We start from the raw sequence: 21,513 nt of genomic DNA on the forward strand, positions 1-21,513 counted from the left end.
TATGGGTATACGGTATGAAAAGGATACGATCCTCAACTGGGTCAATGAGATTGGCAAATACCTACGTTTATTGGTCGATCATGATCAGTTAATCGAAAATCATACCACCAAAATCGATATTGAACAAGGGTATCTGGATTATTTTTTAGAAAACAGAGATTTTTTTATAGACGCAAATCAACTGAAACTATTTGATTTTTTAGAGACCTTAGCGCCTGAAAAGATTCGGCCACTAGCTCAATTGTTGATGTACGATGGTTTGATTCAAAAAAATAAGAACTTGTTAACAAAATCAAAACAGATCTTTGAGCGTAATATGCAAAAGACTGAAACATTTACTTTTGAGGATTATGAGTTCCTAGCCAAAATAGACAAGGCATTATCGGAATAGCTGGTTATTTCTATTCTTTTAAAATTTCTCGTGCGATGACTAATCTTTGTATTTCTGAAGTTCCCTCGTAAATCTGCGTTATTTTCGCATCACGCATCATACGTTCCACATGATATTCTTTCACGTATCCGTATCCACCATGAATTTGAACAGCCTCGACGGTATGTTTCATGGCTACTTCAGACGCATTTAATTTTGCCATAGCAGCCACTTTGCTGTATGGTAATCCTTGGTCTTTTGTCCATGCTGCTTGGTAAGTAAGTAATCTTGCGGCTTGAATATCCACCTCCATGTCGGCAAGTTTGAATTGAATAGCTTGATGATTAGAAATTGGCTTATTAAAGGTTTTGCGTTCTTTGGAATAGGCTAGTGCAAGATCATATGCGCCACTCGCTATTCCCAAAGCTTGGGCCGCAATGCCTATCCTACCTCCATCTAAAGTTTTCATTGCAAAAGTAAATCCAAATCCATCGGCGCCAATTCTGTTTTCTTTTGGCACTTTCACATCCATAAACATCAAAGAATGTGTATCGGAGCTACGAATCCCCATTTTGTTTTCCTTTGGACCTATTGTGAAGCCTTCTGTTCCCTTTTCCACTATGAACACATTGATTCCCTTATTTCCTTTTTCTGGACTGGTTTGAGCAACAACAAGATATATGTCAGCATTTCCACCATTTGTTATCCAGTTCTTTGTTCCATTTAACAAATAATGGTCTCCTTTGTCTTCTGCTAAAGTATGTTGAGAGGACGCGTCGGACCCCGCTTCGGGTTCGCTTAATGCGAATGCACCTAATTTATCGCCTTTGGCTAGAGGAATTAAAAATTGTTGTTTTTGTTCTTGTGTGCCATATTCGTTTAATCCAAATAAGACTAATGAATTGTGTGCAGACATGATTACAGCTGTAGAGGCATCAATTTTAGCAATTTCTTCTAACACGATTACATAGGATAGGGTATCCATGCCTGCGCCTCCGAATTCTTCTGGGGTCATGATGCCCATAAAACCTAAATTGCCCATTTCCTTGACAAATTCTGCTGGAAATATAGCTTGTTCATCACGTTGGATGACTCCCCGCTTAAGCTTTTGAGCAAATTCACGAGCTGAATCACGGATCATTCTCATTTCTTGGGTAAGTTCAAAATGCATACTCTTAGTTGTATTGGTTAACCAAATATACTAAAATTTATTATGCAAGCATAGTAAATAATTCACTTACATTATTTTGTTTTTTGTAAACCCTTTAAATACTCAAATTAAGTCAAGCTTAATTTTTACCTTAATAAAACAAAGAATCATTATGGTAAGAATGTCATTTTTAACGGTATATAGTTGCATAAATAAATTAATACTACTATATTGGTAGAGTAAATGTAACGTAAATTAAAAAATAAAGATATGAGTTTAAAACTAGGAGATATAGCTCCAAATTTTCAAGCAAACACCTCTGAAGGTGAAATAGATTTCTACGAGTATATTGATGGCAAATGGGCTGTATTGTATTCTCACCCTTCTGATTTTACCCCAGTGTGTACAACCGAGCTAGGTCGGACTGCTCAATTAAAATCAGAGTTCGATAAACGGAATGTAAAAGTTTTGGCTTTAAGTGTAGACTCAGTAGAGGATCATAAAAGCTGGATACTTGATATTAACGAGACACAAAATACAGAGGTCAATTTTCCCATTATAGCGGATCAAGATAGACATGTTTCTGAATTATATGATATGATTCATCCAAACGCTTCTGCAACGGCAACTGTGCGTTCTGTATTTGTGATAGGTCCTGATAAAAAAATCAAATTAAGTTTGACCTATCCGGCATCAACTGGCCGTAATTTCAATGAAATTTTAAGAGTGATCGATTCATTACAGTTGACGGATGAACATCAGGTCGCCACACCAGCTGATTGGCAAGATGGGGACGACGTGATCGTAGTTCCAGCAATTAAGACGGAAGATATTTCAGCTAAATTTCCTAAGGGATTTACAGAAATTAAGCCTTATTTGCGGACTACTCCTCAGCCAAACAAATAGAAGTAGCCTTGATACTACAAGAAAAACCGACTATTTAGTTGGTTTTTCTTGGTTAAAAGGATTTTTCTTTTTCTTAGGAACTATATAGGATGCTACCAAAGCGATTATGGTAATCAATGACAATTGTATTAATATACCTTGGAGATCAAACGAAACCATTGAACTGGAAAGGAAGTATTGAAATAATTGAATAATGATGACCAATGTAAGAAAAATGAAAAAATAAATCCAAAAGGTTTGCATATTTTCTTTTTTTTACTAAATGTAAGTATTAAACATTTAATTGTCAATGAATTAAATACTTAAATATATATTTGACTCGATTTGGCTAAAGTTCCAATTGGTAATATGTTGTTTGTAACAAATCTTGTTTTTATTTCCAGGAAGAATTTAATTCATAAAAAGAGCGATGGAAACTTTCCATCGCTCTTTTTATGAATTGCTTAAAAATATAATTTTCTTAGAATAATCAGAAAATATTAATTAATATACTTTAACCATGTATATGTAATCCTGCATTTTCTTAATTTGTTCAGTTCTAGGTAATTTCGATAGAGAATTTTTTGTGCTTAAATTAATTTCACCTTTCAGTGAGTCCTTTGGAATATCATTTAGTGTTTCCAGTAAACCCTTGGTTTTAATGGCAAATGCAGCTCCGTCCAAACCTTTTTGTTTTCCTGAGATAATTCCTATAATGTGACCATCTTTGTCTAATACTGGTCCACCACTATTTCCCGGATTTACTGGAATGGAAATTTGGTAGGCCGTTGTGTCTCCTGTGTAACCCGTTGCGGAGCTTAAGTAACCTTCTCCATAAACAGCTTCATCTCGTGGATAACCAATCGTAAATATACCCTCTCCTAAATCTATATTTTGTTTGTTAAAAGTATAAGGTAAATTCGATAATCTATTAAAGCTAGAGTCAGATATATGAAGGATTGCTAAATCTTTTTCCGGATCAACATGAATGATGGAGGCGCGGAAAGTTTTTCCTTGACTGTTCTGAAGCTGTATAGAATCAGCCCCAGTGACCACATGATAATTCGTAACCACATAACCATCTTTTGTCAGCATGAAACCAGTAGCGCCATATTGCAAAACAGCCTGATTGTTTTGACTCTCTTTATTAATATTCCTAAGGGCATTATTATGAGCGTTAACATTGCGCTTGACATTGTTAATTTCACGTTTTAATGCGCTGTATTCTGATGTTGTTTTTCGAAGTGTAGAAAAATAACCTGTTAAATATAGGGTGAATAAAGAAGAAAAAATAGCTACAGCTGCTGCCGCGACTGCATTAATTTTTAATTTCTTCCACATCTTTACGATTGTAGTACCTGATGTTTTTTGATTAGCAATTTCAGCTAAATTTGATTTGAATGCAGCGCGCTTATCATACTTTTTTAAAGTATCAACAAAATCTTTGTGGGATAAGAACAAAGAATTCAATTCTTCGTCTTGTTTGCACAAACTTTCAAACTCCCTTATCTCTGGAGCTGAAAGCTGATTTTGCAAATAGCGATCTACTAGTTCTATAAAATCTTTTTGTTTCATTATTAACGTCAACTTATCTATTTTGATTAAAGAATAGTTTCTTTAATCGTTGTAAACACTTATACTTTTGAGTTTTTACATTATCAGAATTGGTATAACCAAGTTTCTCACATATTTCTTGCATAGATTGATCTTTTAAATAAAAATCTCTCAAGATTGTACTACAAGGTTCTCCTAATTGTTGAAGGGCAGCCTCCATCTTGTCGAATTTTATTTCCTGATCTAAATGGGACTGAATATCAGGCTCTATATCTGGAATTTCAAATTCATTTGATTCATAAATTTGATATGATCCATTTCTTCGACTTAGATGTTTTAACCACAGCCTTCTGGAAACTGCATATAAGAACGTGCTCAACTTACTATTTAACTCAAAATCTTGATGAGTAATTTTATCATACAATACTACAACGGCCTCTTGAAAAATATCTTTAGCTTCTTGTTTATCACCATTGTTATTTTGTATCATATGAGATACCGGTGGAAAACAGGATTTATAGATGAATGATATCGAGTTGTTGTCTCCATTTTTGAGCCCTTCTAACAACTCTTTGTCTTCTGGCTTCTCTGGTAATATCTTTTTAATTCTACTCACTTATTAATACCCTAATTTTCAAATAGTAACCCAAGTCTTGGAAAAAATAAATCTTTTTGCGGATTTGTATTCAAACCTAATGGAATTTTTATGCATTATCAAAATAAAATCAACTCTGTTTGAAATTCTTTAATACAAAATAAGGCACCATTTATTAATGGTGCCTTATTTTATGTCGCTATTTTTTTTAAATGCCGGATAACAAGTTATTAATATATTCTCCTATAATTGGAACTGGTTTTTTATTTCCGCCAATGGCATTAAATAGTCCCATTACCCAAAATATAACTAATAATAAAGCACCGATTGCTGATAAAATACCCCCAATCAAAGGGAGGTATCTTAATGCGCCAACAATAGCTAAGCATAAGAATATTCCTAATGATTGTCGGATATGAAATTTTGCGAAATCATTCTTCTTCTCATTATTCATGAGAAAGGCAATAATTAAACCTATTATGGTAATGTAAGCAATTATAGCTATGGTTTTGCCATCTTCTATAACGTTGTTATTACCTGAATTTCCGGTTGGGTATTGTGAAGGTTCCATAGTTTGAGTTTATAATTTGATTAAATATATTTTAAATTTAATACAAAAAAACCAATAGATCTAGTCTTTTCTTATTGGTAATCAGCTAAATTGGATCTAGCGATTATTTAGTTTGCCTGTTTTTTGTTCATAAAGATTTACAAAACAATGGTTGCTCTCACCTCTATTGGGAAACGTAATATTCTAACGACTAAAAATAGAAATATCTGATGTTTAGCTTAATCTTTTTATTACAATAGACTTTTTAGGATATCCGAATTAGTGATTTAATACATATTGAGTAGGAAAGACAATAAACAACAAAAGGTATCATTTTTTTAAATGATACCTTTCCTCGTCAGCGGTCTGGACGGGATTCGAACCCGCGACCCCATGCGTGACAGGCATGTATTCTAACCAGCTGAACTACCAGACCAACAATGTGTATATATTATCATCCAAAGTGGATTATATTAGCGGTCTGGACGGGATTCGAACCCGCGACCCCATGCGTGACAGGCATGTATTCTAACCAGCTGAACTACCAGACCTAATATTTATATACGGTTTTAAAGAACAAGTTGAAGTCGAAACTTCGGTACATTAATCAAATTAATCGATTAAATTTTAGCGGTCTGGACGGGATTCGAACCCGCGACCCCATGCGTGACAGGCATGTATTCTAACCAGCTGAACTACCAGACCGTTTTCCTTCTTTTTAGAAGGTGTGCAAATATAGTGTTTATTTCTAATTCTGCTACTAAAATTTTTAAAAATCTTATTCTACAGTGCCTTCTTTCATCTTTTCAGCGTTCTCAGCGAATTGTAGTGCATCGATAATGTCTTGAATATCACCATCCATAACTGATGGAAGATTGTACATAGTTAATCCAATTCTGTGTTCGGTTACGCGACCCTGTGGGTAATTATATGTCCGAATTTTAGCCGATCTGTCACCTGTTGACACCATTGTTTTACGTTTTGCAGCAACATCACCATGTTTTTTCTGTACTTCTAATTCATATAACTTGTTGCGAAGCATTTCCATGGCAAGTTCTCTGTTGGCCAGTTGAGATCGTTCTACTTGACAAACAACGACAATTCCAGATGGTTTGTGAGTTAATTGCACTTTAGTTTCCACCTTGTTCACGTTTTGTCCTCCAGCTCCTCCGGAACGCGAGGTCTGCAATTCAACGTCGGCAGGATTGATCTCTACATCAACTTCTTCCGCTTCTGGCAGAACGGCTACAGAAGCTGCCGAGGTATGTACGCGTCCTTGTGTTTCAGTATCAGGTACACGTTGAACACGGTGTACGCCAGACTCATATTTTAGCTGTCCATAAGCATCATCGCCAATTACCTTTAGAACCACCTCTTTATAACCTCCCGAAGTTCCCTCTGTCACATCCATTACTTCATTTCTCCAACCCTTGGTTTCAAAAAAGCGTGTGTACATACGGTATAAATCGCCAGCAAATAAGGCTGCCTCATCACCTCCACTACCACCACGAATTTCGAGAATTGCATTTTTAGCGTCTTCAGGATCTTTAGGGATTAACATTAAACGAATCTCGTCCTCCTTCTCGTCCTTCTGAGTCAATAAAATATCAATCTCCTCTTTGGCCATTTCACGAAGTTCTTGGTCCTTTTCGTTTGCTAGGATATCTTTATTGGTGTCAATATTGCTAACAATATTTTTGTAGATATGATATTGATCCACAATTTTTGACAAGTCTTTATATTCCTTGTTAAGTCTTGCGAAACGTTTCATGTCTTTTATTGTCTCGGGATTGCTTAGCTCAGCCTCGACCTCTTCCCAGCGTCCTTTTATAGCTTGTAGTTTCTCTAACATAATGAGTTTCTGATATTATACTTTTTACAGGTTTAAAAATTAAATCTCTGTAATCAATCGACAAAAATAAAGATTTTTATGCTCTTTTAATGAGATTAATGAGAAGAAACTACTTTTAGTCCAATAATGGAGGCTATAAGAGTAAAAATAAAGAAAATTCTCCAAAGATCTGCTGGTTCTTTGAATATAATTATGCCCATTAAAACGGTACCTACGGCCCCAATACCCGTCCATACGGCATAGGCTGTACCTAATGGCAAAGTGCTCGTGGCTTTAATTAATAATCCCATGCTTATCGAAACACTTATTATAAAACCGAGATACCAGATGAACATTTCAGTTCCCTGTGATTCCTTTGCTTTTCCAATACAATAGGTAAATAATACCTCAAATAATCCACCGATAACGAGTATAATCCAATTCATAAATTAGGTTGCTTAATTAAGTTCATGTCAAATGTGTTCAGTTTATTCAAGAAAATTTAACTTGTATAAGATATCACCTGGAGTTTTTTTATTGTGTGAAATATTAATTCTTGGATTCCCATGTTTCCAAATTTAGATTTACTCCATCCCATACAGCATAAGTATGGTAATTCATCCATTCTCCTAAATTAATAATTCGGCTGTTTTCATTTATTTTTACATCATAGGGTAGGTGTCTATGTCCAAAAATAAAATAATCTACATGTTCTTGCTTGAGGATTTCCCGAGCATACATGATGAGCCATTCGTTATCTTCTCCTAGAAATTTTTCCTCTTGATTATTTGCAATCCGACTCTTTTTAGACCATGCTTTGGCAATCCCTATGCCGATATCTGGATGTAGAATGCCAAATAGCCATTGGCAAATTGAACTTCTAAATATTTTTTTTAAGAATTTATATTTTTTATCACCTGGACCTAAACCATCTCCGTGGTGTATATAGAATTTTTTTCCGCCTAATTCTATTCTTTTCTCATTAGAGATGATCTCCGCATTGAGTTCTTCTGTTAGGTAACCAAACATCCACATGTCGTGGTTGCCTTTAAAAAGTTTGATTCTGACCCCAAGATCAGAAAGCTCGGCTAATTTCCCTAAAAAACGCAAATACCCTTTGGGAATTACCGTGTTGTATTCAAACCAAAAATCAAATACATCTCCTACCAAATATAATTCAGATGCGTCTTGTTTAATATACTCTAGCCAGGAAACAATTTGCATCTCCCTGCTTATGGAATTTTTTGAAGGATAAGAGCCTAAGTGAAAATCAGAGGCGAAATATATTTTGTTTCGTATGGCCATTCCATCCAAAATTACCATAATTAATAATTATTATCAAGATATGGTAATTTTGAAGTGTAAATTAATTCATTAGTTTTGTTTTAACTAATTGAATTCAGATATGAAAAAATATTTAAGTTTAAGTATTCTTGTAATCGGCATGAGCTCTTGTCAACAAGAAAAGGTGATTGAATCAAACCCTGATATAAAAGTGAAAGCATATCCAGAAACCCAAAAAGGGAACCAACAAGACGATTTTTTTGGAACTATTGTAGAGGATCCTTACAGGTGGTTAGAGGATGATTTGTCCTCTGAGACCAAGAAATGGGTGGCAGCTCAGAATGAAGTAACTGAAGATTATCTAAATCAAATACCTTTTAGAGAAGAAATCCGTCGAAGATTGGAACATCTATGGAATTACGAAAAGGAAACCGCACCTTTTGAAGAAGGCGATTATACATACTACTATAAGAATGATGGATTGCAAAATCAATACGTTCTCTATCGGGTTAAAACTGGTGAAGAAAAGGAGGAAATATTTTTAGATCCAAATAAATTTTCAACGGACGGGACAACCTCTCTAGCGGGGCTTTCCTTTAGTAAGGATGGTTCTCTTGTTGCTTACCAAATATCTGAAGGTGGTTCCGATTGGACCAAAGTGATAATCTTAAATGCTTCTGATAAGTCTGTTGTTGGAGACACCTTACAAAATGTTAAGTTTAGTGGATTAGCTTGGAAAGGCAATCAAGGTTTATATTATAGTTCTTATGATAAACCCAAAGATGCTTCTGCTCTCTCCGCAATGACGGATCATCATAAATTGTATTTTCATAAATTAAATACAGATCAAGGAACAGATGAACTTATTTTTGGAGGCTTACAAACACCTCGTCGGTATGTGGGGGCATATTTGACTGAAGATGAACGATTCTTGGTCATCAGCGCAGCCAATACAACCTCTGGAAATGAATTATACATAAAAGATTTGCGCGCAATTGAGTCTGGTTTTATCCCTGTGGTAAACAATATGGATAAAAATCATCACATCATAGGCAACCAAGGGAATAAATTATTTATATATACTGAATTGAATGCACCTAATGGTCGCGTGGTGCACACCGATTTTTCAAAACCAACTGTTGATACGTGGACAGATTTAATTCCAGAATCTCAACATGTGCTATCAGCCTCCACAGGAGGAGGAAAGATTTTTGCGAAGTACCTTAAGGATGCAAGTTCGCAAGTCAAACAATTTGACCAAAACGGTAAATTAGAACGTGAAATTGAATTACCAGGTTTAGGCTCTGTCTCTGGTTTTAGTGCAAGACAAGAAGAAACTAGCTTGTATTATTCATTTACTAATTATGTGAACCCAGGTACGATTTATAATTATGATATAGCAACAGGGAAATCTGATATTTATAAAAAACCAGATGTTCAATTTGACCCAAGTAAATACGAGTCAAAACAGGTGTTCTACTCCTCAAAAGACGGAACTAAGGTTCCCATGATTATTACCTATAAAAAAGGGATTAAGCTCGATGGTACCAATCCAACTTTGCTTTATGGGTATGGTGGCTTCGACATTAGCCTAACACCATCTTTTAGTGTGAGTAATGTAATTCTATTGGAACAAGGAGGAGTGTATGCTGTAGCTAATTTAAGAGGCGGTGGTGAATATGGTGAAAATTGGCATTTGGCGGGAACAAAACTTAAGAAACAAAATGTGTTTGATGATTTTATTTCAGCAGCTGAGTATTTGATTAATGAGAAATTTACCTCGTCAGAAAAGTTAGCCATCGCTGGGGGATCTAATGGCGGATTGTTGGTTGGAGCCTCAATGACGCAAAGACCAGATCTATTTAAAGTAGCTTTTCCTTCGGTAGGTGTATTGGATATGTTGCGTTATCATAAATTTACTGCAGGTGCTGGATGGTCTTTCGATTATGGTACAGCAGATGATAACGCTGAAATGTTCGCTTATCTTCATAAATATTCGCCATATCACGCTTTAAAAGAAGGTGTGAATTACCCTGCAACAATGGTGGCAACGGCAGATCATGACGATCGGGTCGTGCCAGCACATTCATTTAAGTTTGCTTCAAGACTTCAAGAATATCATAAAGGGAATAATCCAGTTTTAATTCGAATTGATACTAAAGCTGGCCATGGGGCTGGTAAATCCACCGAAATGGTTATTGCTGAACAGACCGACAAATGGGCGTTTATGTTGCAAAATATGAATTTAGGGTATAAAATAATCGAATAAAATAAAGTTCTGTAACAATACTTTAAAATTGAATGTAAGAAAAATAAGGTTACTGTTAATTTGAGCCTTAAAACAGAAAGGCCCTTGCAAAACGCAAGGGCCTTTCTGTTTTCACCAATATCGAATTATATTCCTAATTGAGTTGACATATTTTTTGTTAATGCTTTTTTATGAAGCAATAAAGAGATTGTTTTATAACGAACAAACTCTTTTGTTGCATACATATACCCTTTATAGTCATTTGTCGCGCCCCAAGAATTTTTAATAATGTAATACTCCTTGCCATTTTGATCTTTAACCAATCCCACTATATGCATTCCATGATCATCAGTAGTGGAATAATTGTCAAATCCTTCTTGCCTTTGTTCTTCTGTAACAGTTGCTTCCTTTTTGGGACCATTGAATAAGGCATCAATTTCCTCTTTACTCATCTTTTCGATCGGTTTTTCGGGAACAAAAGCAACTCCATTTTTCCAACTAAATGTTTTTTCTGAAACATCGGTTGCCCATGCAATTGTATATCCATTTTCCAATGCATTGTCAATGATGTCTGTTATGTCGTTCATTTTAACGTTATAGAAACTCTCAAACGACCAATTATCTGGGATTAATAACACGAATGGTTTGTAGTACTCTTGGTCTTTAAAAGACGATATCCCGACATAATCATCTGGGTTAATGCCAATAACCTGATCGGCAAATGTTCTAGGTGTATAGTTTTTGCCTTTGTATTCAAAAGTTTCAGGGACCTCTCCCAAATAAGAATCCATAGCACTGGTAAAGGATGTTAACCAATTTTTAGATGGTTTTTTGCTTTTAGCTACGTTTTCCGTGATAGACTGTAGTATGGGACTCATTTCACTAAAGTTATTTCGGGTTTCTCCATCCGGTAGGCCAGTATAAACTTCGTATGGAACAGCTCCGTATTTTTTGAAGATTGTCAAAACATCATGTAGTTGACCACCATCTCCTTGTGCTTGTTTTCCATGTAGTCTAACAAAGTTTTTAGCTTTTTCTACATATGTATTACGAGCGGTATAAATTTGAGAAATTTCTACAGGTTGTTTGCCCATACGAATCATTTCTGATTCCAGAAATGAATTACCAGAGTAAGACCAGCAAGTGCCTGAGGAACCTTGATCCTTAATGGAGGTTTTACCTAGATTTAACACCTCTGTAAATTGAAATCCTGCCTTGCTGTTATCACTAGCATTTCCTTTTAAGGCATTGATTAAATTATCTTGTGCTTGAGTATGCGAAACTGCTAGAAAAGCAATCGCAAATAGAATCGATTTACTCCAATTCATGTGATTTGAAAATTTTGTTTGTTAAATGCACGAATTTATTAAAATTTAAATAACATACCGGGGCGATCGTGTAAAAATTTTACCACAAAAAATAGGGGTGTCTCATAAGCCAAATCAAAATTATTAAATAGTGTTTAATTTGGATATATTTCCCTAGAACATAGAAGGTTAATAAAAAGGGCAAATTTCAAATCGAAAATTGCCCTTTTTATTAACCTGAAAGTTGTTTTAAAATTTAATTCGACACTTTAGGACCAAAATGATTTCTGATATAGTCCCGTTTTGTCTTATTGTTTCTCAAAGTCTTCTTTTTTTGGAAACATCAATGAGGCAACGATACTGACTAATAGGATTCCTAAAATAATGATTAAGGAATGAGTGGTCGTGAAGCCCCAAGCACTTAGCCAATGGTGTAAAAGCATTTTCAAACCAATAAAAATAAGTAAAAAAGCTAACCCAACTTTCAGATAATGAAATTTATGAATAATGTTTATTAATAGGAAGAACATTGATCTTAATCCTAAAATGGCAAAAATATTAGAAAAGAAAACAATGTATGGGTCTTTAGTAATAGAGAAGATTGCGGGAATGGAGTCTACTGCAAAAATTAAATCAGTAAATTCGATTACAATTAAAACCAAAAAGAGAGGTGTCATGTATTTTACGCCATTTTCAATATGGAAAAAATTGCCATGATCTAACTTATGGGTGACTTTAAAATGTTTTGACATAAACTTCACAACCTTATGGTTTTCTGGATCCACCTCTTCCTCCTTATTTCGGTTGATGTACATGTTGAAGCCCGTAAAGACAAGGAACGCCCCAAATAAGTAGAGGATCCATCCGAATTTGGTAATTAATGCTGCCCCTACAAAGATAAAAATACAGCGCATGATAATTGCTCCTAGAATTCCCCATACCAAGACTTTATGGTAGTATTTTTCTGGTATGCCAAAGGAGCTAAACAACAATACCATCACAAAAATATTGTCTACAGAAAGGGCATATTCTACGACATATCCTGTTAAATATTCTAGGGTTAAGTTTTTATTATAGATATGTAGACTTCCTGCGAGATCACCTTCATTAATGGTAATATTATGGAAATGGCTTGCAACTATTTCTTTTAATCGAGGTATATCATGAACATTATGAAGTTCATTTCCCCAATAGTAGAGTAATAAGCCAAAAAGTAAGGCAAATGCAACCCAAATTGCACTCATAATAGCCGCCACTTTTAAGGATACGGGTTTATCGCTCTTGGAAAATAGTCCTAAATCTATTGCTAACATCAGAATTATAAAAATTATAAATCCGATCATGAATAATGCTTCGTGGCTCATGTGTTATTTTTTTCTTTCTGTTGTAAATCTTACTAATTGTTCTAATCCAATTTTATATTCTCCCCCATCGGGAATTTCTTTAAGAATTTCAAAAGCTTCTTGTTGATATTGAAGCATTCTTTTGGTCGCATAATCTAGGCCGCCATTGAGTTTTACAAAATTGATGACCTGGGCGACCTTCTCTGCATCATCATTGTGATTCTTGACCAAGTTTATGATTTGTCTCTTTTGGCTTTTACCCACAGTAGACAATGCATAAATCAATGGTAGAGTTAATTTTTTTTCTTTAATATCGTTCCCAACAGGTTTTCCCACATCGTCTAATCCGAAGTCAAATAAGTCATCTTTAATTTGAAATGCAATACCAACTTTTTCGCCAAATAGTCGAAGTTTTTCGATCGTTTTTTCATCGGCACCCGCCGAGGCGGCTCCACATGCACAACAAGATGCGATTAAGGAAGCTGTTTTCTTTCGAATTATCTCGTAATAAATAGATTCCTGTATATCAAGGTGTCTTGCCTTTTCAATTTGAAGCAGTTCTCCTTCGCTCATTTGTTCAACAGCTTCTGATACAATTCTTAATTGTTCAAATTCTTTGTGTTTTACGGATAATAATAAGCCTTTAGATAATAAAAAATCACCTACTAAAACAGCTACCTTATTTTTCCATAATGCATTTATTGAGAAGAACCCACGACGTTCATTCGCATTGTCTACGACATCATCATGAACCAGCGAGGCCGTGTGTAATAATTCAACCAAAGAAGCTCCGTGATAAGTAGATTCAGTAATCCCGCCAGTCAATCCAGCTGAAAAGAAAACAAACATTGGACGCATCTGTTTTCCTTTTTGCTTGATGATATAACGAGTAATTCTATCTAATAATGGTACCGAACTTTGCATCGAACCTTTGAATGTTTTTTCAAAGCGATTGAGATGTTCTTTTATAGGAAGTTGTATTTCGTCTAACGTTAACATGAAAATGGTTTATGCCCATCAGTAATCACTGAACTCGCTATAAAAATAGTAAAATTATGGTTGAGAAGCTAAGGTATTTTCTAGCTTAATGAACCATTCTTCACCATATTCTCTAATCAATGGATCTTTTAGGAATTTATAGACTGGAATTTTGAGTTCTTGTCCAAAGCTACATGCATCTTTGCAAATAGACCAACGGTCATAATGCAAGACATCAAACTCTGGATAATGGGTCGCACGAATAGGGTATAGGTGACAAGAAATTGGCTTTTTCCAAGTTATATCTCCCATTTCATAGGCTTTTTCGATACCACATTTTGTAACACCATTTTCCCAAGTTACATAAGCACATTCTTTATTCCCTTCAACACAAGTCGTGGTTAAATCACCGTCAAGATCAATGACAGACTTTCCTTGTTCTTCTATTGCTTTGATTCCTTTTTGAGTTAAATAAGGTTTTACCTTTGGATATATCTCCTCTAATATTTTTGTTTCAGCTTCTGTTAATGGAGCGCCAGCATCTCCTTCTATACAACAGGCACCCTTACATTTACTAAGGTTACATACAAAATCATTGTTTATGATATCCTCATGAACCAGGACATTATCTACTTCTATCATTTTATTTTGAATAACTTACTCGTTCGCCCAGAGGGTATTTCAATCCATCTGCACTTACCAATTCCATCGTTACTGAACCAATTAAGATCTCAACCTGAGCTTTTACGGGTATGCGATTGCCATCATTGGTGACCCAAAGATACAAACGGCTACTCTTTTTGAAAATTCTTCCAGGGGTTATTTCAGGGCTTAGTTTGATACATTCGATTTCTCCGATAACCGATTTGATCTTTTCAACTCCAATATACTCAATGCCTAACTGAGCTACTTCATCATTTAAAAAATAGGTTATTTTGAATTTGTCGCCTGATTTCAACTTTGAAAAATCTAAATTTCTTGAAAAATAATACGCTGACACTAAATCAAAAGTTTGTGAACTAGGACTACTGAATGTTCCTTTCTTTCCGCTTACTTTTTTGTTTTTTTGATCAAAAGTTGCATATTCTACGCGTCGATAATTGTTTTCCCTGATATTCTCGGTATACAAAATTGGGAGAAAGTTACTTTGATCAATGTACGAGTCGTATTGATTTTTTACAGTAAATAACTTGGAAAACGCTCCAGAAGTCTGGCCATTGGCAGATAAATGGATGGCATTTTTTACCCCAAAAGTATACTTCGACTTTTGAACCGATAGAGTTCCTGTTGCGGCAGAAATAAAGCCATATCGTAATTTATACTTAAGGACCTCTCCAGGATTGAAGGTAGGCTCTTTTAGATAAGGAAGTGTTTGAGCGAAACCTGCGGTTGCAAAAAATAAACAAATCGTAAGGAAAGTAATGATTTTTTTCATATTGTTTTGACCCTTCTTAAGATGAAAAGTTTAAGATTTTCTCTTGAATACTGGTACTGTTGAACAAGGCTCTCCATACATGATACTTTTTGCATATTTGCTTAATTGGGCTGTAAAAGTAATAAAAGCCGATTCTGGTATAAAAATATCTCCACAACCCTTTATAACCAGACGTGCATCTTGAAATGAGCTATAATCTATTGATTGTATAGCTTGATTGAATAATATTCTTCGAACTTCTTGCTCGTCTCCAAAATTAACGGACAAGGCATGCCCCACAAGTTTGGTACTTAAAAGCATGTAAGCCCAAGTTGGAATAATTGCATCCGCAGAGCAAATGATACCGATATGTTTATTCTCATATTGAGTCCAGTCGTGATTTTTGATAAATTCTCGGAAATCCTTCTCCTTTAGAATTATTCCATGGAAAAGATTCTCTTTAATATCATAGGTTTCTATGATACCCTGCGGTGCATATTTCGCTAAATCTATGGTAATTAAACCACTTTGTGCAACCTTGTTTATTATTGTCTCTTGAATTTCCATTTCTGTAAAAATAAAAAAAGCTGGGTAACTTGACATTACCCAGCTACAAATTTAACTATTATATGTTAATAGAATTTAATTCGATTGTCAACAATTTTTGCTTTGTCTTGTAAGGCTGTGAAAATTGTTCCCCAAGAACGTTGCGCTTTAGCTTGAGAAATTTGTTTCTGTTGAGCATTTAAGTCTGCGCCAGATAAGGCTTTTGGATTTACAAACCCTGTTACCTGTACGGCGTATACGCCTTGTTTACCTTCAATTGATTTCGAAGGTTTGTTTGGTTGTAATCCAAATACTGTACCCACTACTGCATTCTCAACAGCTACCCCAGGAATAACTGGGTTTGCCAATACTACGTTTTCTACAGTTTGTGCATTCTTTCCTAATTTCTGTGCAACTTGATCGATAGAAGTAGCGCCGTTTAAAGCGTTGGACATTTTTTCTTTCAGCATCCGAGCCTTTACTAGGTTTTTAACAACGGGTTCGATCATTGTTTTTACAGATTCCATCGGTTGAATTCCTTTAGGTTGAACCTTTGTAAGACGAGCAATAATAAAATTGTTCTCGGTTTCATATACCTTATCGGTTACATCATCAACTTTTGCTTCGTATACCCAACGCACTAGGTCACGAGGAACTTCAACTGCTCCAAACGTATTATCCATAGCTAGAGTACGATCATTTTTAAGAACAACTATGTTCTGTTTTTTAGCAACCTCTTCGAAGTTGGTTTTATTCGCTTCTGAAAAGAATTTATTCGCTTTAGCGTATGCCGCATCTGTCGTTTCTTTAGACGCTAAAATAGGTTTATTCACAATAGCCAATTTTGCAATTGGAGAATTTCCTATTTGTTTATTTATCTTGACAATATGAACACCCATGTTTGTAGAAACGACCTTAACCTCTCCAGTTTTACCATCAAAAAGGGTTTCATCCAATTCTGGTACCATTCCACGAGTCAATGTGCCTATTTCACCAGCATTATTTTTACTATTTGGATCCGCACTAAATTCAATTGCTAAGGCAGCAAAGCTAGCCCCGTTTTGAATTAGGTTTTTAATTGAATCCGCTTTAGCTAAAGCGGATTGCACACCACCTTCGATTGCAGGATTTAGCATGATGTGACTAGCATTAACTGAATCTGGGCTCGTTTTTACCTCAAGCACTTTAGCGATCTCATAGTTGTTTTGAGAAAGGAAAGGTCCAACAGTAGTTCCAGGAGCGGTCTTAAAGACTACAGAATCAAGGGCAGGACTTATTTGACCTTTGCTGTAAAATCTTACCGGATATTTGTTTTCTGAATTGATCGAAACAAAATTAGAATCGTTGGTAGATGTTTGTAACTCAGCTTTTAATTTTTGAATGCTACTTAAAGCTAATGCAGAGTCTGCTCCATTTGGGGATGCATCAAATAAAAGGTATTCAACACTACGAATTTCTTCCTTATTTTTGAACGCATTCTTGTTTTTAGTGTAGTATTCATTGTAATCAGCGTCTGTTAATTTGATTTCAGAATCATTCACAGAGGCATAATCTAGCATGACGTATTTAAAGTTTGCTAGTTTGTTTTGAGCATTATAATCGTATTCAGCCTCTAGGGAAGTTGTGTAAATACTGTTACTGATTAAGTTGGTGTATTTTTGGTTTAAGCGTTCATTCTTTACGCCAACTAAGAATCCTTCCCATTGTTGTTTTATTTCTGGATTAACTTTTGATTGCTCAACAAATCCATTCAAATAATTGCGGTCAAACTGTCCAGTTTGTGGGTTTACAAATGCTTGAAGAACTTGTGGCGAAGGGTTGTTCCCAAAAATTAAGTTGTTTAATTCTTCTTTTCCTAAAGTAAAACCGATTTTCTCTAGTTCTTGATCAATTACATTTTGTTGTAAGAATTGGTTCCATACTTGTTGGACAGCAAAATTTTTCATTTGTGGAGAAACAGCACCACCCATTTGTTGTTGAAACATAGCGTTAGCTTGATCAACCTGAGCATTAAATGCTTGATAATCTATCGCTTTTCCATTAACTTCCCCCACCTCGTTTTGACTACTACGCCAAAATGGAGTACCCATATTAATGATATCTCCCAATAAAAACGCAACGATTGCCAAACCGATCACGGTAATTACTAACCCCGCATGGTTTCGCAAATAGCTCATTAATCCCATAATTGTATACTCTATTTTATTAAATTCTTAACTTTAGTTACTTAATTGTCGTTTCTTAAAAACAAGGCGCAAGATACAATTTTTATGAAAAAAAGCGTAACATTTTATTTTTAGTGTTATCTATTTTTTTTCAGGAAATTAACTCAATACCTGTTAGTTCCCAAATGATGGAAATGATGAATTTGCAGATGGGTAATATATTGCTGTACCAGATGTGAAAACGATATCGTTGAAATTTTCGTCTGAGGTAAATGAAGTCCCCTGAGCTGAAGTTCTACCGTCGGTATATTCCGCGGTAATAGGTTGGCTTCCGTAATATTTCTTGTTCTTTTCGTCGTGAATTAACTCTTCGGTCTTAACAATCATGCCATCCTTCTTTGTGATAACCACGTTTTTTCTGAATTCAGTACTATTTTCTTTGGGTTTTTGAATAGCATAATCTGCGGTAATTCTTTGGCTTTCTCTTGCTTGTTCGTCAAAGAAAATAATGGTCACTCCTTTTTTAAACTCATAGTTCCCTGTGCTATCGTGATAAACACGCATTTCAGGCGCCCTAAGTTCGGCTTTTACCACTGCAGAATCGCTGTATATCACTACCACATCCTTTGAAATATCTACAGCTTCCTCTGGAGTAATGTTTGCTAAACGATCAATATCCTTGGTGTCATTTTCACAGGCAAAAGACAAGACAGCCCCTATCAAAATAATTGTTAAGGGCATTATCCTTGATATTTTTACGCGTGTTAACATCTTTTATTAATCATAACTCCTTCTCATAAACCATGCATCATTGATGGTAAATCCAAGATTGATATTAATATAACGCTCTCTGACTAAATTACTCTTTAGCGTTCCTTGTTGACCAAATTCAGCAGAGATATTCACGTTGGAAAATGTTCTACCAAAGTTTGTTTCTGGCAATGGGATACCAAGACCAACAGTGACTGCCATATCCGTAATCCTATTGTTGTTTACGCTAATATGTGTTTTGTTGTACCTAAATCCTACTCTATAGTCGATAACGTTTAGATAGTTCAATGATGTTGGGTCTGGTTTAAACTGACCACCAACAGCAACGCCGATATTTTTTCCAAGTTCTGGTTCACCTAAACGGGTTTGAAATTTGGACCAATCTGCATACTTGAAATCAGCTCCTACCATCCAATTAGCTCCTTTACTTAGGGTAAATCCCACATTGTGTTTTAATGGTAAATTAATTTCGCGATTGGATACTAAGCTCATGGCCGAGGTATCAATAGCAACTTGATCGTTTATACTTCCTGAATTGGCATCCGTTTGAGTCCGGGTTACCATCGAGGTAACTTTACTGTTAACAGTATTGTCTAATGAACCTGAATAGCCTATGGTCATATTCATTTTATTGCCTAGCGGCTTGAAATATTGAGCACCATAATCAAAAGTAATACCACGGGTCTGTCTTGTCATGGTCTGCACCGTGTTGTAATATCCTACTTGATATGGGAATTCTATCATTGCCTTGTCATAAAGATTTCCAAACAAAAATCCAACATTAGCCCCGATACTAAATCCTTTAAATGGTGAGACACCATAACCTACATACGCTTTATTTATTCCGCCCTCACCTACTAGGCTTGTTTTATATGGGATGTTTTCAATTTCACGAGTTGCTGCTATGTTGTAGCCTACATCTGAATAAGGTAATAATCCAAATGATATTCCACCTAATTTTGGGCCATTTGATTTGTTGAGTGAGAAACCAAATGCGAAATGACTAAATGCAAAATCAGCTGTATTATCAGTGTTGTTCCCTTTTGCCAGTTGTGTAACATTTCCATATAAACCTGCATCTAAAATTGCTCTATTGAAAGTCGAATAACTAGCAGGGTTAGCGATGTTAAGAATGGGAAGTCCACTTTGATATCTCACTCCGGCAGAGATCCCGCCCATGCTACGGGTTTGTGGTAATAAGTCCTCCCTCATTTGACCAATTCCATACTGGGAATAAGGCGAATGAGAGGTTGATGATTGAGCGTAGCTGCGCGTGCTAGTTAGTATCAATGAGCCTATTCCTAATACGATAAGCAGTTGCGTGAGTGGGTATGTAAATTTCAATTGTTTCAATATTTTAAATTGATTCATCGTAATTGGAACCTAATTAAAGGTCTTCTTTTGCCAATTGTGATGAGGTAAATCTTCTAATTCGGGTATATTCTCGCTAATTTTTGCTACAAAACTATCTATTTTTTAAATATGTGAAGAGTATTAGTTGTTAAAAAAGGTTAAACAGCTAATTTTCAGTTTTTTAGAAAAATTGAAAATACACAATCGTTAATAAAATTACTAGATACAATGTTTCGTAAAACCATTTAATTTTTGCGTGTGTAAAAAAATAGGCTAAATAGATGCTTATTGCTGGTACTGATAATAAGAAATGATTGACCGATTTTTCTTGATTGAGATAGAAAGAGCCAATAATTAGAATTAACATGATAAATAAGAGCTGAAAACTCTTTCTAACCTGAACTATGCTTTTGAAGAAATTATCTTTTAGAATAAAGATAAAACCACCCAAAGCAATTAGAACAGGAATTAATACAAAATAATCGTACATATCCATGTTCAGTCTTGTCGGGATCGAATAGGTAAAGGGGATAAAAATTTGGTAAAATTCATCTAATCTATTCAACCAAAAATATGCCACTGCCAATAAGAAGTAGACCACAACCACACCTAATAAAGGAGTAATCCATTCTCTCCAATTAAAGGGTCTATAGATTATTAAACTCGCCCAAATTAGGACCAGCATAACGATAAAGGGGAAGTAAATCAGACTCCCTAAAGCAACAAGAAGCCCCAAATCAAGCATGATCGATTTTACGTCAACATGCTTATAAATGTTGAATAATTTTTGCAACATCCATACCGTAATAAAATTACAAATCAAAGTAGGGGATAATACCAAAAAAGGAATGAATAAACTCACCAATGTCATAAACATTAACGCTGTTAAAAAATTTGGTTTACCTAGTAGATTATAATGATTTACGACTCTATTTAGTGAAAAAGCTTGTAAAAGTGTTAACACCAAGGTGATAAAAACATTGGTTTGCGGGTTAAGGTTTGAGCCTATTTGAAAACCTAAGAGTTTCCTTAGACCAGGTTCTACCAATATCGGAGTTAATTTTTCCGGGAGATGTATATAAACAGCCAAACAAAGTAGCGTACCAACAAGGGAGACAAGAAAAATATTTAATCCCGATAATGAACGATGTTGGTTAATTAGCATATAA

Annotated in this window: 20 protein-coding genes and 3 tRNA genes; 3 read left to right on the forward strand and 20 right to left on the reverse strand. The window is 35.2% G+C overall.

Going from position 1 to position 21,513, the window contains the following annotated elements; all coding sequences use genetic code 11:
• Position 1: 1 nt before the first annotated feature.
• On the forward strand, positions 2-391 hold the full coding sequence (locus AC6CHH_RS09985) for a hypothetical protein (protein WP_498282359.1): 390 nt from the start codon (positions 2-4) through the stop codon (positions 389-391).
• A gap of 10 nt (positions 392-401) precedes the next feature.
• Here the strand turns inward: AC6CHH_RS09985 and AC6CHH_RS09990 are convergent, their stop codons facing one another.
• Positions 402-1,541 carry an acyl-CoA dehydrogenase gene (locus AC6CHH_RS09990; protein WP_498282361.1) on the reverse strand — a complete coding sequence of 380 codons (1,140 nt, stop codon included), beginning with the start codon at positions 1,539-1,541 and terminating at the stop codon, positions 402-404.
• A 249-nt stretch (positions 1,542-1,790) separates the two neighbouring features.
• Here AC6CHH_RS09990 and AC6CHH_RS09995 point away from each other — a divergent pair, with 249 nt between their 5' ends.
• Positions 1,791-2,426 carry a peroxiredoxin gene (locus tag AC6CHH_RS09995; protein ID WP_498282363.1) on the forward strand — a complete coding sequence of 212 codons (636 nt, stop codon included), beginning with the start codon at positions 1,791-1,793 and terminating at the stop codon, positions 2,424-2,426.
• A gap of 483 nt (positions 2,427-2,909) precedes the next feature.
• Here the strand turns inward: AC6CHH_RS09995 and AC6CHH_RS10000 are convergent, their stop codons facing one another.
• The 9 genes from AC6CHH_RS10000 to AC6CHH_RS10040 form a co-directional block, all read right to left on the reverse strand.
• Positions 2,910-3,980 carry a S1C family serine protease gene (locus AC6CHH_RS10000; protein WP_498282365.1) on the reverse strand — a complete coding sequence of 357 codons (1,071 nt, stop codon included), beginning with the start codon at positions 3,978-3,980 and terminating at the stop codon, positions 2,910-2,912.
• A 13-nt stretch (positions 3,981-3,993) separates the two neighbouring features.
• The gene (locus tag AC6CHH_RS10005) at positions 3,994-4,575 is read right to left on the reverse strand and encodes an RNA polymerase sigma factor (RefSeq protein ID WP_498282367.1); all 582 of its coding nucleotides are present in this window, start codon (positions 4,573-4,575) and stop codon (positions 3,994-3,996) included.
• A 187-nt stretch (positions 4,576-4,762) separates the two neighbouring features.
• Positions 4,763-5,125 (reverse strand): DUF4870 domain-containing protein, encoded by a 363-nt coding sequence (locus AC6CHH_RS10010; RefSeq protein ID WP_498282369.1) that lies wholly within the window; start codon positions 5,123-5,125, stop codon positions 4,763-4,765.
• 341 nt (positions 5,126-5,466) lie between these two features.
• A tRNA-Asp gene (locus tag AC6CHH_RS10015) sits at positions 5,467-5,540 on the reverse strand.
• Positions 5,541-5,581: 41 nt separating this feature from the next.
• A tRNA-Asp gene (locus tag AC6CHH_RS10020) sits at positions 5,582-5,655 on the reverse strand.
• 80 nt (positions 5,656-5,735) lie between these two features.
• Positions 5,736-5,809, reverse strand: a tRNA-Asp gene (locus AC6CHH_RS10025).
• A 73-nt stretch (positions 5,810-5,882) separates the two neighbouring features.
• A complete protein-coding gene (prfA, locus tag AC6CHH_RS10030) occupies positions 5,883-6,956 on the reverse strand; it encodes a peptide chain release factor 1 (protein ID WP_498282371.1) in 1,074 nt (357 codons plus the stop codon).
• Between the two features lie 95 nt (positions 6,957-7,051).
• Positions 7,052-7,381: a DMT family transporter gene (locus tag AC6CHH_RS10035; RefSeq protein WP_498282373.1), complete on the reverse strand. Its 330-nt coding sequence runs from the start codon at positions 7,379-7,381 to the stop codon at positions 7,052-7,054.
• A gap of 103 nt (positions 7,382-7,484) precedes the next feature.
• Complete coding sequence (locus AC6CHH_RS10040; RefSeq protein ID WP_498282375.1) at positions 7,485-8,258, reverse strand: UDP-2,3-diacylglucosamine diphosphatase; 774 nt, start codon at positions 8,256-8,258, stop codon at positions 7,485-7,487.
• An 82-nt stretch (positions 8,259-8,340) separates the two neighbouring features.
• Between AC6CHH_RS10040 and AC6CHH_RS10045 the strand changes: the two genes are divergently transcribed.
• Positions 8,341-10,488, forward strand: a complete 2,148-nt coding sequence (locus tag AC6CHH_RS10045) for a prolyl oligopeptidase family serine peptidase (protein WP_498282377.1) — start codon at positions 8,341-8,343, stop codon at positions 10,486-10,488.
• Between the two features lie 125 nt (positions 10,489-10,613).
• On the opposite strand, the gene AC6CHH_RS10050 is transcribed toward AC6CHH_RS10045, so the two are convergent.
• The 10 genes from AC6CHH_RS10050 to AC6CHH_RS10095 all read right to left on the reverse strand — a co-directional run bounded on the left by AC6CHH_RS10050 (position 10,614) and on the right by AC6CHH_RS10095 (position 21,509).
• Positions 10,614-11,795: a C1 family peptidase gene (locus AC6CHH_RS10050; protein WP_498282379.1), complete on the reverse strand. Its 1,182-nt coding sequence runs from the start codon at positions 11,793-11,795 to the stop codon at positions 10,614-10,616.
• Positions 11,796-12,082: 287 nt separating this feature from the next.
• Positions 12,083-13,138, reverse strand: a complete 1,056-nt coding sequence (locus AC6CHH_RS10055; RefSeq protein ID WP_498282381.1) for a TerC/Alx family metal homeostasis membrane protein — start codon at positions 13,136-13,138, stop codon at positions 12,083-12,085.
• A gap of 3 nt (positions 13,139-13,141) precedes the next feature.
• Positions 13,142-14,116 carry a polyprenyl synthetase family protein gene (locus AC6CHH_RS10060; protein ID WP_498282383.1) on the reverse strand — a complete coding sequence of 325 codons (975 nt, stop codon included), beginning with the start codon at positions 14,114-14,116 and terminating at the stop codon, positions 13,142-13,144.
• 54 nt (positions 14,117-14,170) lie between these two features.
• Positions 14,171-14,737: a DUF3109 family protein gene (locus AC6CHH_RS10065; RefSeq protein ID WP_498282385.1), complete on the reverse strand. Its 567-nt coding sequence runs from the start codon at positions 14,735-14,737 to the stop codon at positions 14,171-14,173.
• Between the two features lies 1 nt (position 14,738).
• Complete coding sequence (locus AC6CHH_RS10070; RefSeq protein WP_498282387.1) at positions 14,739-15,530, reverse strand: DUF3108 domain-containing protein; 792 nt, start codon at positions 15,528-15,530, stop codon at positions 14,739-14,741.
• 30 nt (positions 15,531-15,560) lie between these two features.
• Complete coding sequence (locus tag AC6CHH_RS10075; RefSeq protein ID WP_498282389.1) at positions 15,561-16,076, reverse strand: DUF2480 family protein; 516 nt, start codon at positions 16,074-16,076, stop codon at positions 15,561-15,563.
• A 65-nt stretch (positions 16,077-16,141) separates the two neighbouring features.
• Positions 16,142-18,232 carry a peptidylprolyl isomerase gene (locus AC6CHH_RS10080; protein ID WP_498282391.1) on the reverse strand — a complete coding sequence of 697 codons (2,091 nt, stop codon included), beginning with the start codon at positions 18,230-18,232 and terminating at the stop codon, positions 16,142-16,144.
• A 162-nt stretch (positions 18,233-18,394) separates the two neighbouring features.
• On the reverse strand, positions 18,395-18,961 hold the full coding sequence (gene lptC / locus AC6CHH_RS10085; protein ID WP_498282393.1) for an LPS export ABC transporter periplasmic protein LptC: 567 nt from the start codon (positions 18,959-18,961) through the stop codon (positions 18,395-18,397).
• A gap of 36 nt (positions 18,962-18,997) precedes the next feature.
• A complete protein-coding gene (gene bamG / locus AC6CHH_RS10090) occupies positions 18,998-20,362 on the reverse strand; it encodes a BamG family beta-barrel-assembly machinery protein (RefSeq protein WP_498282395.1) in 1,365 nt (454 codons plus the stop codon).
• Between the two features lie 163 nt (positions 20,363-20,525).
• Complete coding sequence (locus tag AC6CHH_RS10095) at positions 20,526-21,509, reverse strand: DUF6427 family protein (protein WP_498282397.1); 984 nt, start codon at positions 21,507-21,509, stop codon at positions 20,526-20,528.
• Positions 21,510-21,513 lie beyond the last annotated feature (4 nt).

This window comes from Sphingobacterium sp. GQ94 (genome assembly GCF_059758715.1).